We start from the raw sequence: 14728 nt of genomic DNA on the forward strand, positions 1-14728 counted from the left end.
GGCACATGGTTAGGCTACTAGCTGTTCCGCGGCCGCCGATCGGGGCCGAGCACGAGAACACTGTCGAAGGAGCCCCCGTGAGCCTGTTCTCTCGCGCCGTCACATCGCTCAAGTCGGAAGGTCCGCGCCAAGCCGCGTCGCGTGTCTTCAACCGACTGGCCATCGATCTGAACACCAACAAGCCCGGCGAGTCGCTGGTGCACCCCGACGATGCCGTCGCCGTCGACTGGACGGTGCCCGCCCTGTTCGAGACCGATCCGCCGCAGCCGGTCACCGAGAACGTGAAGACGGCGTGGATCATCTCCCCTCCCGGCCGCACGAGCGGCGGGCACCAGAACGCGTTCCGCTTCATGGACTTCCTCGAGAAGGCCGGCCACTCGGTGACGGTGTACTTCTACACGACCGAGTCGAAGCCGATCGACCTCGCGGCCATCCGGCTGATGCTGCAGACGACCAGCGCGTATCCCGACCTTCGTGGCGAGCTGCGCATCTACGATCAGGCCGTCGGGCTGGATTCGGACACCCAGGCCGTCTTCGCGACCGGCTGGGAGACCGCCTACCCGGCCCACCGGCATCCGACGAACGCCCGCCGCTTCTACTTCACCCAGGACTTCGAGCCCGCCTTCTACGCCTCGGGCAGCGACTACGTGCTGGCGGAGAATACCTACCGCTTCGGCTTCCACGGAATCTCGGCGGGAAAGTGGCTGTCGAAGAAGCTCACCGACGACTACGGCATGCCCGGCGACCACTACGACTACGCCGTCGACAAGCAGCACTACTCGTTCACCAACAAGGCTCGTCGCAGCGAGGTGCTGTTCTACGCCCGTCCGCCCACCTCTCGCCGCGCCTTCGAGTTCGGCCGACTCGTGCTCATGGAACTGCACCGGCTGCGTCCCGAGATCACCATCAACATGGTGGGCTGGGACATCTCGCCCTACTGGGTGCCGTTCCCCTACGTGAACCACACCGCGCTCGACATCTCGCAGCTGAACGAGGTGTACAACCGTTGCGCGGCCGGGCTCATCCTGTCGCTCACGAACATGTCGCTGCTGCCGATGGAGGTCATGTCGAGCGGGGTCGTGCCCGTCGTGAACGACGGCCCGAACACGCGCGAGATCTTCGAGAGCCCGTACATGGACTACCAGCCGATGTCGCCCGGCGCGATGGCTCGGCGCATGATCGAGATCGTGGACGACGCCGACCAGGTGGAGCACGCGCGGGAGATGGCGGAGTCGGTCGCGCGCATCGACTGGGCCGATCCGGGAGTGATGTTCATCGAGGCCTTCGACCGAGCCATGGCCGAGGGGCCAAGTACCATGGCACGGTGAGTTCACTAAAGAGGGTCTGGCAGGTTCTGCGCGAACAAGGGCCGCTGGCGTTGTTCGCCAGGGTCGTGCGCGGCATAGCCCGGTCGATCAAGCCGATGCCGAACTCCGTTCCGATCCGACTGCTGGTGAAGACCGAGGATGCCAGCGAGGTCGACTGGAGCATCCCGCATCCGGCCGTCGTCGAGCCTCGCGTCGTCACGGGCGACAAGCTCACCGTCGCCTGGATCATGTCGCCTCCCGGCGAGTCGAGCGGCGGTCACCAGAACATCTTCCGGTTCATGAGCTACCTCGAGGCGGCCGGGCACACGGTCAAGATCTACCTGTACAGCTCTCTGCATCCCTTCACCGTGGCGATCGTCAAGGACATGCTCGCGTCGTCGCCCTCCTACCCGAAGCTGAAGGCGAGCATCGAGGCGCACACCGGCCAGAGCGTCGGCGATGACGTCGACGCCATCTTCGCCACGGGGTGGGAGACCGCCTACGCGTCGTTCCGCGACGAGGCGAACGCCCGCCGGTTCTATTTCGTTCAGGACTTCGAGCCCTATTTCACGCCCGTGGGCTCGGCCTCCGTGCTCGCCGAGAACACCTACCGCTTCGGCTTCCACGGCATCACCGCCGGCGGATTCCTCTCGCACAAGCTGTCGACCGAATATGGAATGGCAGCCTCGCACTACGACTTCGGTGCCGACAAGTCGCTGTACAACGTCACGAACCAGGGCCGCCGCAAAGAGATCTTCTTCTATGCGAGGCCGGTCACCGAGCGGCGCGGCTTCGAGCTGGGCATCCTCGCGCTGGCGCACTTCGCCCGTGAACGACCCGACTACGTGATCAACCTGGCGGGCTGGGACGTGAGCACCTACAAGATCCCGTTCCCGTATGTGAACCTCCAGGATCTGCGCATCGACGAGCTCAACGACGTGTACAACAGGTGCGCCGCGGGCCTCGTGATCTCGCTCACCAACATGTCGCTGCTTCCCCTCGAACTGCTCGCCTCTGGGGTCATCCCCGTCGTGAACGACGGCGAGAACAATCGGCTCGTCAGCGACAACCCGTTCATCGAATACGCCGATCCGTCGCCCAAGGCGCTCGCGCGGCGCCTCATCGAGGTCGTTGATCGCGCCGACCTGCCGGAGCACGCGCGCCTCGCATCCGAGAGCGTGCAGGGCGCCGACTGGGACGCCGCGGGTGCCACCTTCGTGAAGCTCTTCGAGGATGCCGTCCGTGGCTAGCTGCCTGGTCATCGGGGCCAACGGATTCATCGGTTCGCATCTCGTCGACGAACTCGTCTCGCTCGGGCACGAGGTCACGGCCTTCGACCGGTTCTCGAGCCAGCAGGCCGCGTACTCGGCCGTCGGCGTACGACAGATCGCGGGCGATTTCATGAACCAGTCCGATGTGGCTGACGCGGTCGCGGGGCAGCAGTTCGTGTTCCATTTCGTCTCGACGACGACTCCGGTGACCGCCGAGAACGATCCGACGCTCGACGTGCGAACGAACATCGCGTCGAGCATCGAGCTCTTCCAGCACTGCGTCGACGCCGGAGTGCAGAAGCTGTTCTTCGCCTCGACCGGCGGCGCGATCTACGGTGACCAGCCCCGCACATCCTTTTCTGAGACCGTGTCGCCCCTGCCGGTGTCTCCCTACGCGATCGGCAAGCTGGCGATCGAGGGGTACCTGCGGTACTTCGGCACGAAGTACGGGCTCGACTCCATCTCCTTCCGCATCTCGAACCCCTACGGGCCCCGGCAACGGGCGAACAAGAAGCAGGGCGTCATCCCGATCTTCCTGTCGCGCATGGCGCGGGGGCTGCCGCTCACCGTCTACGGCGACGGCTCTATGGTGCGCGACTACCTCTATGTACGGGATGCCGTGCGCATGATCGGCGAGACCGTCGGCGGCTCCTCGAAAGAGAGCGTCTACAACATCGGCAGCGGAACCGGCACGAGCGTGAGCGAACTGCTCGACGTGGCGCGCAGGGTCACGGGCATCGAGCCCGACGTCGAGGTCAAACCTGTTCCCTCGACCTTCCTCGACCGGGTCGTGCTCGACACGAGCCGATTCTCGTCGGAGTTCGGCTACGACGAGTTCGTGAGCCTCGAGCGCGGCATCGCAGAAACCTGGCAGCACGTGAAGGGGGAGTCACGATGACCGTCACCCAGCCCGAGAACGTGGCGCCCGATGCGCTCGCGACCGTCGCGGTGCTCACCTATAACGGAGAGACATACCTCGAGCAGATCCTGAGCGCTGTGGAGGGCCAAGTCATCGACGGCGAGGTCGACATCCTGGTGATCGACTCGGGATCGACCGACGGCACCCTCGGCATCGTCGCGCGGCACCCAGCGGCCCGGCTCCACCAGATCCCGAACTCCGAATTCGGGCACGGCAAGACGCGCAACCTGGCGGCTCGGCTCGCCCGGGGGGAGTTCATCGCCTATCTCACGCACGACGCCATCCCCGCCTCTGATGGCTGGCTGCGCGAGCTGCTCGCCCCGCTGCGCGACACGGCCGCCGACATCAAGGCGGTCATGGGCAAACAGATTCCACGCCCAGGCTGCTTCCCCCTTCTCAAGTACGAGATCGAGGGCGTGTTCGCGGGCTTCGGGCCCGACTTCGGAACGACGGTCTTCTTCGACGACGGCACGGCGAAGGACCAGGGGCTCATCGATGCTCTGTCGTTCTACTCCGACGTGAATTCGGCCACGCGCACGTTGTTCCTGCGCGACGAGATTCCGTATCGAGACGTGCGCTATTCAGAAGACATGATGTTCGGGCAGGACATCATCGAGGCCGGGTACAAGAAGGCCTACGCACCGCGTGGGGCCGTCATCCATTCGAACGACCTCACGCTCGACGAGTACGGCAAGCGCATGTTCGATGAGACCGTGGCGCTGCGCCAGATCGGCAAGCCAATCCCGCCCATGCGCCGGCGAGCCCAGCTGCGTATGACCGTGCGCGGCATCCTCGCCGACACGGTCCGCATTCTGCGAGACGACTACTCGGTCGCGGAAAAGCTAAGATGGCTGCTCGTCAACCCGCGCTTCCATATCGCCAAGTGGCGCGCCTACCGGGCGGCGACGCGGGTCGATCTCGGCGACGAGGCTGCCATCCGGGCCGGATCCCTGGAGCACAGCCGCAAGGCCGACTGAGCGGGTGCTCCCGTCACTGGTCGCTGCGGGGCGATCGGCTTCTGATCTTCGGGAGCAGTTCCCGCAGCGTCGCCCGGAGACGGAGTCTCATCGCGCGTCGGATGGACTCTGTCAGCTGCCGACCTCGGACTTCGAAAGAGTGATGCGCGTGGATCGAAGCGGCTGTTCGCCGTCGATCTTCCTCGCTCGGCCACGGGTAGTCGGGACTCAACAGGTTTCGAAGGTGAGGAACGGAACTGTACGGCACCACGGAACGACCGAACGTCTCGGCCAAGCCGGCGATGTCGTCACTGACCACCACGGCCCCGGCGCCGACCGCATCGAAAAGTCGGTTCGACAGAAAACCTTCCCTTCTCATATCGGCCCAATGATCGTTGAGCACGACCCGCGCGCTTCGGTACGCTGCCGGCGTCCGAGCGTTGTCCAATGAGTCGGCCCGAATATGCACCGCATCGATGAACTGGGTCCAGTTGGGGCCGTAGATGTCGATTGCGGCGCCCGCTGACAGCGCATCCTTGACGATCGGCCTGAAGACGTTTCTCGACGTGCCGACGAAGAGAACGTCGGAAGCCAGATCGGGATCCGGCGGTCCTGGAAAGAAACGTTCGGGATTCGTGGCTTGAAGGAGGGGAAGCACCTCAACTCCGGTCTCCCCGAAACGCGAACGCGCCCAGGAGACGCTTGCGGCGAACCGGACGTCGAAATCGTCGCCGAGCTCGGCTCGGTCGACCAGTTCGGGGTGGCTTATCACCCAGAGGATATTGACCGCGCCCGGCACGGTCGCCGTTCGGTGCAGGCCCCGAAGGTGAATGACGGCGTCATCCTTCTGCCACGTCGCCGGCCGGAGCTCCTCACCGAGTCGATCGATGTAGACCTCGTGGCCGCGGCGGCGAAGACTTGCGGCGAGGTCGCCGGCGAAGAAGACATCGCCCCATCCGTCTCCAGTCGGCCCGATCGGGGCCGACGTCTTGATCGAGATCGAGAGTCGGCCTCCCATGCCGAGGGCGAACCTTGCGTGACGGGAGCGCGTCAGGTCGAACAGATTCCTGATGAGCCTGCGAGCGTAAGCGAGGGCGCGACCAACCACTGTCGTCATTCGTCGGGGTCGGTGGTTCAGGTCTCGCCCGCGACGGGAGAAGGTGAAAATGATCGTCCTCTGGTTCGTGTGACTGCTTCACAATCTCTGCGAATTTTAGCGCGCGAGTTCAGTGGCGTTTGTCGTTCGTCCAGCGGTCCCCCCGGCCGACTGTTGTAGTGTCGTATCCGGTCGTCGTGCAGGTGTGCGGCAAAACGGATTGAAGGCTGACACTATGGCGGAGAAACAAGAGACCGCGGGCGAGAGGCTTGATCGCCTCGATGTGCTCCCGTGGGAACGCGCCGGTGCGCCAGACCAATTGGTGAATGGCGCAGCCGGGTCCCTCAAAGACATCTGGAAGCACCGTGAGCTCCTCGGGCTGCTCACCAAACGGGAGCTGAAGGCGCGATACAAAGACAGCAGCCTCGGATTCGTCTGGAGCCTGATCAAGCCCCTGACGCAGCTGCTCATCTACTACGTGGTGGTGGGGAAATTCCTCGGTGCAGAGCGAGGGATTCCGAACTTCGCCGTCTACATCTTCGCGGGGCTCACCATCTACACGCTGTTCAGCGAGATCGTCAGCGGCGGAACCTCTTCAATCATCTCCAACTCGGGACTGGTCAAGAAGGTCTACCTGCCCCGCGAGATATTCCCGCTCTCCGCAGTCGGTTCCGCCCTGTTCAACCTCGCGGTTCAGATGGTGATCCTTCTGATCACGGCGCTCCTCGTGGGCACACTGACTCTCGGGCCGCACCTCTTATACGGTGTCGGGGCGCTGGTTGTCGTGGTCATCTACGGAACTGCTCTGGGCATACTGTTGGCCGCTCTCAACGTGTATCTGAGAGACGTCCAGTATCTCGTCGAGGTCATCCTGATGCTCTTCATGTGGGGATCGCCGATCCTCTACCACTGGACTTTCGCCGTGAGCGCCATGCCGGGTTGGCTGGGGCAGATCTACCTGAACAACCCGGTGACCCTTGCCGTCATCGGATTTCAGGAGGCGGTGTGGTCGCCTGGCTCGTCGTCCGATTCCCTCGATGGACTAGCCCTTCGTCTTCTTGCCGCTGCAGCTGTGGGGCTCGTATTGCTTTTCGTTTCGCAGCGCGTATTCGCGCGTCTACAGGGCAATTTCGCCCAGGAGCTGTGAGTAAATGACATCAGCCACGCCCGTCGTAAGGGTCGAGAATGTGTCCAAGAGATTCATCATCAGAAAAGAGAAGAGTCTCAAAGAACGGCTTGTGAATGCGGGCCGCTCATCCAAGTTCAAAGAGGATTTCTGGGCACTCCAAGATGTGAGCCTCGAGGTGAACGCCGGCTCGACGATCGGGCTCATCGGACCGAACGGATCCGGAAAGAGCACCCTGCTCAAGGCGATCGGCGGCATCATCGAGCCGACGTCGGGTTCCGTGTTCCGACGAGGTCGGCTCGCCGCGCTCCTCGAGCTCGGAGCGGGCTTTCACCCCGACCTGACGGGGCGCGAGAACGTCTACCTGAACGCGTCGATCCTAGGCTTGTCGCGTCGCCAGACCGACTACTACTTCGACGACATCGTCGACTTCTCAGGCATTCACAACTTCATCGATACCCAGGTGAAGTTCTACTCCAGTGGCATGTACGTCAGGCTCGCATTCGCGGTCGCCATCCACGTCGATCCTGACCTGCTGCTCGTGGACGAGGTGCTCGCCGTGGGTGACGAAGCATTCCAGAGGAAGTGCCTCGACAAGATCCGTGCCTTCCAGACGGAAGGCCGAACAATCGTGCTCGTGACGCATTCCTTGGAGCAGGTCAACGAACTGTGCGACCGGGCCGTTCTGCTCAGCTCGGGTCGAATGATCTTCGATGGTATTCCGCACGAGGCCACGCAGATGATGCGAAACGTCCTCGAGGACAGACGGCTCGATGAAGTCCAAGAAAAGGAGAAGGAAGACGAGCCCGTCGCGGTCGGGTCCATCTCCGACGTATCTGTGTGGGCGGAAGGGCGGCGCCTCGGCGAACCTGTGCAGCCCGGCGATTCCCTCGTCGTCAGAGCCACTTTTGCGCACAGCGCAGGAATCCGTGACTGGATCGCTGCTGTTCAGGTCAATTCATCGCTCGGTCACGTCGTCTTCGGCACAAACAACGAACGCCTCGGAATGAATCTGGGGTACTTGAAAGATGAGCGCACGATCGAATTCGTCGTTCCCGATGTGTCATTCGGAAGCGGCAAGTATTTCGTGAACATCTCCCTGATGGACGAAGCCCACGTTCACGTCATCGACAAGGCTCAGGCTGCCTCCTTCGATGTGCCGTACTTTGAAGCTGCGACAGGTGTTGTGTTTGCCCGGCCGTCGATGAAGCAGCTGACGTAGATCGGTCTCAGCGACGACGAAGGCGCCGAGCGACGGGTTGAACGATCGAGCTGAGTCGGCGGGCGAGCTTGTAGGCCCGGCTTGCCCGAATATCCGCAAGTTCCTGCTCGCTTGATTCAACGGAATCTTGGAGCAGGCGCGACTGCTTGCCGAGAGTCTCGATTTCGGCCAGCGCCACGCCTGTTTCGTCGGTCTGACGGGCGAGGGCTTCCGACGTCCTGATGAGTTCGCGCGAGGTCGATTCGAGTTCACTGGCCAGGTCGAGGGTCTGGCGCCTCTCGGGGCCCAACCAGCGAGCGAGAGAGGTTCTCTCTCGGGGCGACGACGCTCGTCGCTCAGTCACGGCATGAAGCCACGGGGTGGACTCCGATGCTCTTCTGTCGTAGGTATGGCGATCGATGACGACTGCTCGAAGCCGATCCAACCGGGATTCGAACTGGGGGTCGGCCAGTAGTTCGGGCACAATCGCGGCGAGATCATCGGAATCCCGGTATACAGGGACATCGTCTAGTCCGAGGTCGTCAAGTCCAGACAGACAGTTCGTGATCGGGAAGGCTCCAGCAGCGATGGCTTCGTAGAGGCGGCTGTTCTGGCTGCCGAACTCCTTCGCGGCATCGATGACATCGTCGATGACGACCCGAGCCTGTCCGTAGATGGCCGGCACGGCGAAATAGTCGACGCTGTCGCGCCGATCGACGCCCTCCAGCCGACGAGCTCCGTGTCCGCTGGTGCCGAACCACGTCACGTCGACATGTTGAGCAAGCGACTCGATGCTTCGACTGATCTGCCTCTCGACTCCCCAATCGTTCGCTGTGGAGACGACGGAGAGCGGGCGATCGTCGACTCCCTTCGTAAACAGTTCATCGTCCACACCGATCGGGAGCACGCGAACCGATCCCTCGTAACGGGAATCAAGGAAAGCGGCGGCGGCGGACGACGAACACCAGATCTCGTCGAAATCGTTGAGATAGGGCAAATCGGCCCACTTCTTGGCCCAGTTGCGAACCCAGGCGACACAAGCAACATGATCAGGAACAAGATCAGGTACGAAGGATTCAAGCATCGCGACGACGACTGAGACGTCATCTCCGACAGGCTCATCCCATCTCTCTCTGGGCCAGAATGCGACCCCCCACCCTTGCCTGTTCAGGGCACGGGCCAGGCCTGCCGCGACGAAGAGATCTCCTTTTCCGGCCGTCAGATCGATGGTGGAGACGGCGAAGGCGATAACACCGAGCGGCCCTTCGGCCGATCTGTTCTGGACGAGGTTCTCGTACTGGACCGAGATGTTCTCATCTGAGGCACGAGGGGGTGATGGCTCTGTGCTTCGCTGCATGTCGGAAATCATTCAAGTCCTCTCGATGTCCGCTTCGTCGCGAACCATCACCGTCATCGCAATCTTCATGACGCGTGCATTCCCATCTGTCGATTCGCCGTCCCGGCTCTCAACGCGACTCGGGTGTCGGGGGAGCTGGCCTGGAGCCCAGAGAGGGTGGACGGCGAAGGCACGGCCCAGCTTAACGCACGCCTCCTGTCGGACTCCGGATTTCGGCCCGCGCGGGAGGGTGCCGCGAAGGCCGTTGCGATCACCGAATAGGCTGGCTGTATGGATATGAGGAATCCGGCGGGCCTGATCAAGACCGGCATTGCGTCGGCGGTCGGTGCCGTTCGAACGGGTCTCGGTCACGCGAGAGTCCTCAGGCGCACGGGGCCTCGCGAGTTCCTTGCATTCCGGCAGCGCGCACGACAGGCCCTGCACGTGCCGCACAAGGTCTTTCCCAACGGGATCACGACCGACCTTCCCGTCGGCGATGCCCTGAACTGGCACACCCTCTCGCCGGAGCGGATCGTTCTGGTACTCATGGGTTCGACAGACGACCCGTCACTGGGCCGGTGGCTCGATGAGGCCAGGCAGACGCTGCTCACGCACTTCGTCGTATCGCCCCAGCTCGCCACGACTCGACCGTTCGTCGGGGCGCACGACGTCACCGCCTGCGACGTCGTCGACACCGCCGACACCACCTCTCTGCCCCGGCTGGTGAGCTTCATGCAGCAGTGGTGGCGCAAGTGCGACGTCGTGCTCGTCGACCTCTCGCAGCCTCTTATTCCGCTGCTCGACATCGTGCGGCTGAGACACGCCGCATACACCTACGACATCGAGGGCGAGCTGGGAGCGGTGACGCCCGCGTACTCCGACGGCACCCGAATCGTGGCCGGATTCGACTACGACAGGGCGAGCGGGTCATGGGTCGAGGCCGGCCCGACCCGCACGGACTACGGTCAGGATGCGATTCCGCGCTACGTCCTCACCTCGGGGGTGCACGGCTTCTACCTCACCCACCGCATGATGGACCGGATCGACGTGGATGCGGTTGCGCTAGCGCCCCTGGCCACGACGGATCAGCTCGCTCACCTCGTCATGCAGGGCTGGAAGCAGAACTGGCGCACTCTCGCTTTCGCGCCCGTGGTGCTTCCCGTCACACGGATCGCCGCCCCGCAGCTGACGCAGAGCCAGCGTGAGTGGCTGACGGGCCGGCCGGTCGTGGACGAGGGCGGTCGGCGTCGGGTGATCTTCGTGCTGAACGCCACATCGATCAGTGGCGGTATCAGAACAGTGTTCGAGCAGGCCAACGGCCTGACCCGGCGAGGCTTCTCCGTGGAGATCTGGTCGCTCGAGGATGCCCCGACCTGGACCGAGCTTCTCGTTCCCGTCCGACGGTTCCGCAGCTACTACGACCTGATGGTGGCGCTCCGAAACGAGCAGGCGATCAAAGTCGCGACGTGGTGGGAGACCGGTCAGATCGTCTGGCTCGCCAGCGTGAACAACGGCGTACCCGTGCAGTTCGTGCAGGAGTTCGAGACCTGGTTCTACCCCGACGATGCCATCGCCCGCGCCGCCGTTGTCTCGAGCTATCGGCGCGAGTTCGCCTACCTCACGACGGCGGACTTCCAGTTCGACGAGCTGCAGGCGATCGGCGTGGCGCCCACCCTCATTCCCGTCGGGTACGAGGCCGAGTACTACCGGCCGCTGCCCGACGTCACGCGACGCGACGATACCGTCCTGGCGATCGGGCGCTCGTTCTTCCAGAAGAACTTCGCGATGACCCTCCGGGCGTGGTCGAGCCTCGGCGAGGCGAGACCGCGGCTCGTGCTGTTCGGGGGCGAGCCGAAGATCGTCGACGACGAACGATCCGAGTACGTCACGACGCCCGACAACGCCACCGTCAACAGGCTCTACAACGAGGCGACCTGCTTCGTGCAGACCTCACGGCACGAGGGTTTCAGCCTGCCCATCATCGAGGCGATGGCTGCCGGATGCCCGGTGATCGCGACCGATTCGCACGGCAACAGGGGCTTCTGCCACGACGAGGTCAACTGTCTGATGGTCGAGCAAGACGATGACGCCGGGCTGGCTCGTGCGATCGAGAGGCTGATGGGCGATGCCGCTCTACAGGAACGGTTGAGGGCCGCCGGGCTGGAGACGGCCGCCCGTTTCACCTGGGCGGCGATCTTCGACGAGCTCGAGGACTTCTACTCGCGCCTGTGACGCGATGACACCCGCTGCAGCGCCGCCCGCCCACGGCGCAGAACGGGGCCGAGTGGAGAGCTCACCAGACGCTTCCTGACGAGCTGCCGGATGCTCGGCTCGACGTACGCCGGAGCCTCAGCCGGCTGAACCGTCTCTTCGACGACGAGCCGGGGGCGGCGGATGGAGGTGAATCCCGTGGTGAGCAGCTCGCGCAGCTCCCGGGTCGTCTCGCTCCAGGTCCAGTCCGCACGGATCGACTCGATGCGCTCGACCGTCGAGGCCCGGATGGACTCATTGTTCGCGTACGTGCGGATGGCATCGGCGACCCCGGCCACGTCTCCGACAGCCGTCACCGTGCCGAGTCCGTGATCGTCGATGTACTGGGCGAACCAGTCGCCGCGGGAGACGACGCTCGGGAGCCGGGCCCAGAAGTGATCGAGAATGCGTGTGCGGAACGCGTAGTGGGTCTCGAGGGAGTCCTGGTGGGTCGAGATGGCGATGTCCGCGTCGAGCAGATAGTTCTCGCGTTCCGCTGCCGGCACCCAGTCGTCGAGGAAGACGACGTTGCTGCCGAGCACGCCGAGCTGCGCGGCCAGGGCTTTCGCCTCACGAACGGTGGAGGGTTCGCCGATGGATGCGTTGGGGTGCGTCGTGCCGTAGAACACCAGCTTGATCTGCGGGTTCTCATGCACCAGGGAGGCGACCGCCCTGATCGGTGTCGCCGCATCGAACCAGTCCCAGATTCCGCCTGCCCAGAGCACGATGAAATCCGACGATTCCAGGCCGTGCCGGCCGCGGAGTCCATGGAAGTCGAGTTCGGGTTCCCGGTCCTCGGAGCCGAAGGGCAGGAGGCCGATGATCTCGTCTGCCTTGCGCCCGTGCAGGGTGCTGGGCAGTACGCCGAGGCTGGCCATGATGAAACCGAGCCACCAGTCGCGCTGACGTTCGTTCGACGTGACGAAGTAGCTGCCGGCCCGCGCGCAGAACGCGAAGTACTTCACGAGTTCCGAGTACTCGCGGTCCTTGCCCTCCTCATCGGTGAAACCGCTGATCCGATTCGAGCCGATCGTCTCGACCGGGAGGGCGTTGTAGAGGTCGTAGACGATCGCGACGCCCGCCTCGTTCGCGATGCGCGCCACATGCGTGTCGAAGAACTGGCAGAAGATCACGTCGGTCGCTGCGACCAGTTCCTCGAGCTCGGATCGCTCGCTGTAATAGGAGACGTCGAATGCTCGGGCCTCGTCGCCGAGTGTGCTGCTGCCCTCGACACCCGCGGCCAGGGTCACGTGCATGTACGGGGCGAGCGCCCGGGCGATGGAGACGAAACGCAGCCCGGGGCCGGCCATTCGCGCGCCGACCACGTCGGGTGCGACGAGCAGCACTCGGGTTCGGGATCTCGTGTCGCGGTCGTGTGATGACTGTCCCATGATGAACACAGAGTAATTCATCGATACCGTTGTCCTTATGTCGCTCCTCCCCATTCGTCCGATCGCACGACGCATCTACCGGGCATTGCCCGAGTCCGCTCGCGATCGAATCGACCTCGCCCGTCAGGATCGAAGCCTGGCCGATCGCAGTTCCGGCCTCGTGCAGGATCCGAGCATCGGCCTGTGGGTCGCCCGCAATCGTCGCCCGGTCAGCATCGTCATCCCCAGCTACAACGACTTCCCGCTGCTCACGGCGTGCCTTGAAGCGGTTCGAGAGACGTGTGCCGGCTTCGACTACGAGGTCATCGTCGTCGACGACTACTGCCAGCCGGCGAACTCCGCGCTGCTGCGCACACTGGAATCGTCACGTGTGCGCGTCATCTTCAAGGAGGAACGACAGGGCTTCGCCGTCTCGGTCAACGTGGGCATGGCCGCCGCCCGGCACGACATCGTTCTGCTGAACAGCGACACCGTCGCCCAGCCCGGATGGCTCGAGGCCCTGCAGTACGGTGCCTACGCGGTCGACGAGAAGATCGGCCTCGTCAGCCCCAAGCTGGTCTACCCCGATGGTCGCATCCAGTACGGCGGAACCTATTACGCGCGGGTGCTCGCTCCCCAGTGGTTCGGGCACCTCTACGTGGGCAGCGCCGCGAATCGGCCCCTGGCCAACGTCGCGAGCTACAACAGGTCCATCTCGGGCGCCTGCGTCTACGTCACTCGCCACGCCTACGAACAGCTGGGCGGACTCGACGAGACCTACTGGCTCGGATTCGAGGACGTCGACTATGGAATCGAGGCCTGGACCCGAGGCATCCGGTGTCTCTACCAGCCCGCGGCCATGGTCGTGCATCACGAATCGGCCACGCGCGGCTACAGCCAGGGCGCTCGCGAGCTGGGCTCGATGCGCCACTTCTGGAGGAAATGGTCGCACCTGTTCCTCGAACGTTCCGTCCCCGACGAGGAGCTGCAGGTCGACTTCGTCCTGAGCCCCGCATCATCGGCCCTCTGGCGCGACTATGTGTCGCACCAGGCCTCCGAACTGCAGCGGCTCGGCGTCGCGACGTCCGTTCGCTCGATCGACGCGACCACGGTCGACGAGTCCCTCGTCGACGAGCTCTCGTCGCGCACCGGTCTGAAGATCGCGTGCGACTGGGGCTCGGCCGACACCGTCTGGCTGGGAAGCCTGCACCAGGGGAAGCCCTCCTACCTCCTGCCGACGGTCGAGAGCGGTGCGTTTCCTCTCGATCCCGACAAGCAGAGCATGATCGTGTCGAAGTACCGGCCCGAGTTCGACTACGTCGCGCCGAACCGCTGGGCCGCGGATCAGCTTCGTGCCGAGAGCGCGTGGGAGACGTCGCACAGGGTCGTGCCCGCGCTGCCGGCGCTGCCGCTGGCCCCGGAGCCGTCGGAGAGGGTGGTGGTGTCCGTCAACAATTCGCCCTCCGTAGTGGCAGTCATTCGCGCGGTCGGCGAAGCCCATGGCCTCACCGTCGTGGTCGAGGACGGTGACGTATCGCGCGCCGCCATCGAGCGACTCTCGTCGGTTCGCCCGCTCGCTGTCGTCGCCCTGACGCCTTATGAGAACAGCCTCGAGCCGCTCGGCCTCATGGGCCTCGGAGGAGCCTTCGTCGGGCTGGTCAACGACAAGACGAAGTTCGAGGTGCTCGACGGGTACAACGCGCTCCTCGTCGGTGCCGACGGGGTGGAGTCGGGAGCTCTCAGGAAAGCGCTCGAAGACATTGCGACAATGGACTCGGTCGCCACCGAGCTCCGTGACAACGGACACCGCACCGCCGAGCGCTTCGCGCGCATGGCAGGCTCGGAGCTTCTGTCAGCACTGCACACGATCGCCCGAGTCTCGGTCTAGGAGAAACA

At 64.0% G+C, this 14728-nt stretch carries 11 protein-coding genes; 8 read left to right on the forward strand and 3 right to left on the reverse strand.

From position 1 onward, the window contains the following. Nucleotides 1-77: 77 nt before the first annotated feature. The 4 genes from QCD70_RS03435 to QCD70_RS03450 are packed head-to-tail and all read left to right on the forward strand — an operon-like array spanning nucleotide 78 to nucleotide 4474. Entirely contained in the window at nucleotides 78-1328 is a 1251-nt protein-coding gene (locus tag QCD70_RS03435) for a rhamnosyltransferase WsaF family glycosyltransferase (RefSeq protein WP_301213762.1), read from the forward strand. Beyond that, complete coding sequence (locus tag QCD70_RS03440) at nucleotides 1325-2557, forward strand: rhamnosyltransferase WsaF family glycosyltransferase (protein ID WP_301213764.1); 1233 nt, start codon at nucleotides 1325-1327, stop codon at nucleotides 2555-2557. Before QCD70_RS03435 ends, QCD70_RS03440 begins: the two co-directional genes overlap by 4 nt. Continuing rightward, nucleotides 2550-3476, forward strand: coding sequence for an NAD-dependent epimerase/dehydratase family protein (locus QCD70_RS03445; protein WP_301213765.1), 927 nt, complete (start codon nucleotides 2550-2552; stop codon nucleotides 3474-3476). Before QCD70_RS03440 ends, QCD70_RS03445 begins: the two co-directional genes overlap by 8 nt. Further along, nucleotides 3473-4474, forward strand: coding sequence for a glycosyltransferase family 2 protein (locus QCD70_RS03450; RefSeq protein WP_301213766.1), 1002 nt, complete (start codon nucleotides 3473-3475; stop codon nucleotides 4472-4474). Before QCD70_RS03445 ends, QCD70_RS03450 begins: the two co-directional genes overlap by 4 nt. Nucleotides 4475-4487: 13 nt before the next feature. On the opposite strand, the gene QCD70_RS03455 is transcribed toward QCD70_RS03450, so the two are convergent. Beyond that, nucleotides 4488-5252, reverse strand: a complete 765-nt coding sequence (locus QCD70_RS03455) for a glycosyltransferase family protein (RefSeq protein WP_301213767.1) — start codon at nucleotides 5250-5252, stop codon at nucleotides 4488-4490. Between the two features lie 517 nt (nucleotides 5253-5769). Between QCD70_RS03455 and QCD70_RS03460 the strand changes: the two genes are divergently transcribed. Then, the gene (locus tag QCD70_RS03460; protein WP_301213769.1) at nucleotides 5770-6696 is read left to right on the forward strand and encodes an ABC transporter permease; all 927 of its coding nucleotides are present in this window, start codon (nucleotides 5770-5772) and stop codon (nucleotides 6694-6696) included. Between the two features lie 4 nt (nucleotides 6697-6700). Beyond that, nucleotides 6701-7897, forward strand: coding sequence for an ABC transporter ATP-binding protein (locus tag QCD70_RS03465; protein ID WP_301213770.1), 1197 nt, complete (start codon nucleotides 6701-6703; stop codon nucleotides 7895-7897). 7 nt (nucleotides 7898-7904) lie between these two features. Here QCD70_RS03465 and QCD70_RS03470 read toward each other — a convergent pair whose 3' ends face one another. Further along, nucleotides 7905-9245: a glycosyltransferase family protein gene (locus QCD70_RS03470; RefSeq protein ID WP_301213771.1), complete on the reverse strand. Its 1341-nt coding sequence runs from the start codon at nucleotides 9243-9245 to the stop codon at nucleotides 7905-7907. Nucleotides 9246-9503: 258 nt separating this feature from the next. On the opposite strand from QCD70_RS03470, the gene QCD70_RS03475 reads away from it, so the two are divergent. Continuing rightward, nucleotides 9504-11444 (forward strand): glycosyltransferase family 4 protein, encoded by a 1941-nt coding sequence (locus tag QCD70_RS03475; protein WP_301213772.1) that lies wholly within the window; start codon nucleotides 9504-9506, stop codon nucleotides 11442-11444. Here QCD70_RS03475 and QCD70_RS03480 read toward each other — a convergent pair. Continuing rightward, nucleotides 11429-12853 carry a glycosyltransferase gene (locus tag QCD70_RS03480; RefSeq protein WP_301213773.1) on the reverse strand — a complete coding sequence of 475 codons (1425 nt, stop codon included), beginning with the start codon at nucleotides 12851-12853 and terminating at the stop codon, nucleotides 11429-11431. The two genes, QCD70_RS03475 and QCD70_RS03480, sit on opposite strands and share 16 nt — an antisense overlap. 37 nt (nucleotides 12854-12890) lie before the next feature. Here QCD70_RS03480 and QCD70_RS03485 point away from each other — a divergent pair, with 37 nt between their 5' ends. Further along, the gene (locus QCD70_RS03485; RefSeq protein WP_301213774.1) at nucleotides 12891-14720 is read left to right on the forward strand and encodes a glycosyltransferase family 2 protein; all 1830 of its coding nucleotides are present in this window, start codon (nucleotides 12891-12893) and stop codon (nucleotides 14718-14720) included. Nucleotides 14721-14728: the final 8 nt, after the last annotated feature.

The sequence above is a fragment of the Agreia sp. PsM10 genome (assembly GCF_030433855.1).
In the GTDB taxonomy this organism is placed as follows: Bacteria; Actinomycetota; Actinomycetes; order Actinomycetales; family Microbacteriaceae; genus Agreia.

Coding starts and splice junctions, on each gene's coding strand:
- QCD70_RS03450 (WP_301213766.1), top strand. CDS start 3,473: ATGACCGTCACCCAGCCCGAGAACGTGGCGCCCGATGCGCTCGCGACC.
- QCD70_RS03465 (WP_301213770.1), top strand. CDS start 6,701: ATGACATCAGCCACGCCCGTCGTAAGGGTCGAGAATGTGTCCAAGAGA.
- QCD70_RS03470 (WP_301213771.1), bottom strand. CDS start 9,245: ATGATTTCCGACATGCAGCGAAGCACAGAGCCATCACCCCCTCGTGCC.
- QCD70_RS03475 (WP_301213772.1), top strand. CDS start 9,504: ATGGATATGAGGAATCCGGCGGGCCTGATCAAGACCGGCATTGCGTCG.
- QCD70_RS03480 (WP_301213773.1), bottom strand. CDS start 12,853: ATGGGACAGTCATCACACGACCGCGACACGAGATCCCGAACCCGAGTG.
- QCD70_RS03485 (WP_301213774.1), top strand. CDS start 12,891: ATGTCGCTCCTCCCCATTCGTCCGATCGCACGACGCATCTACCGGGCA.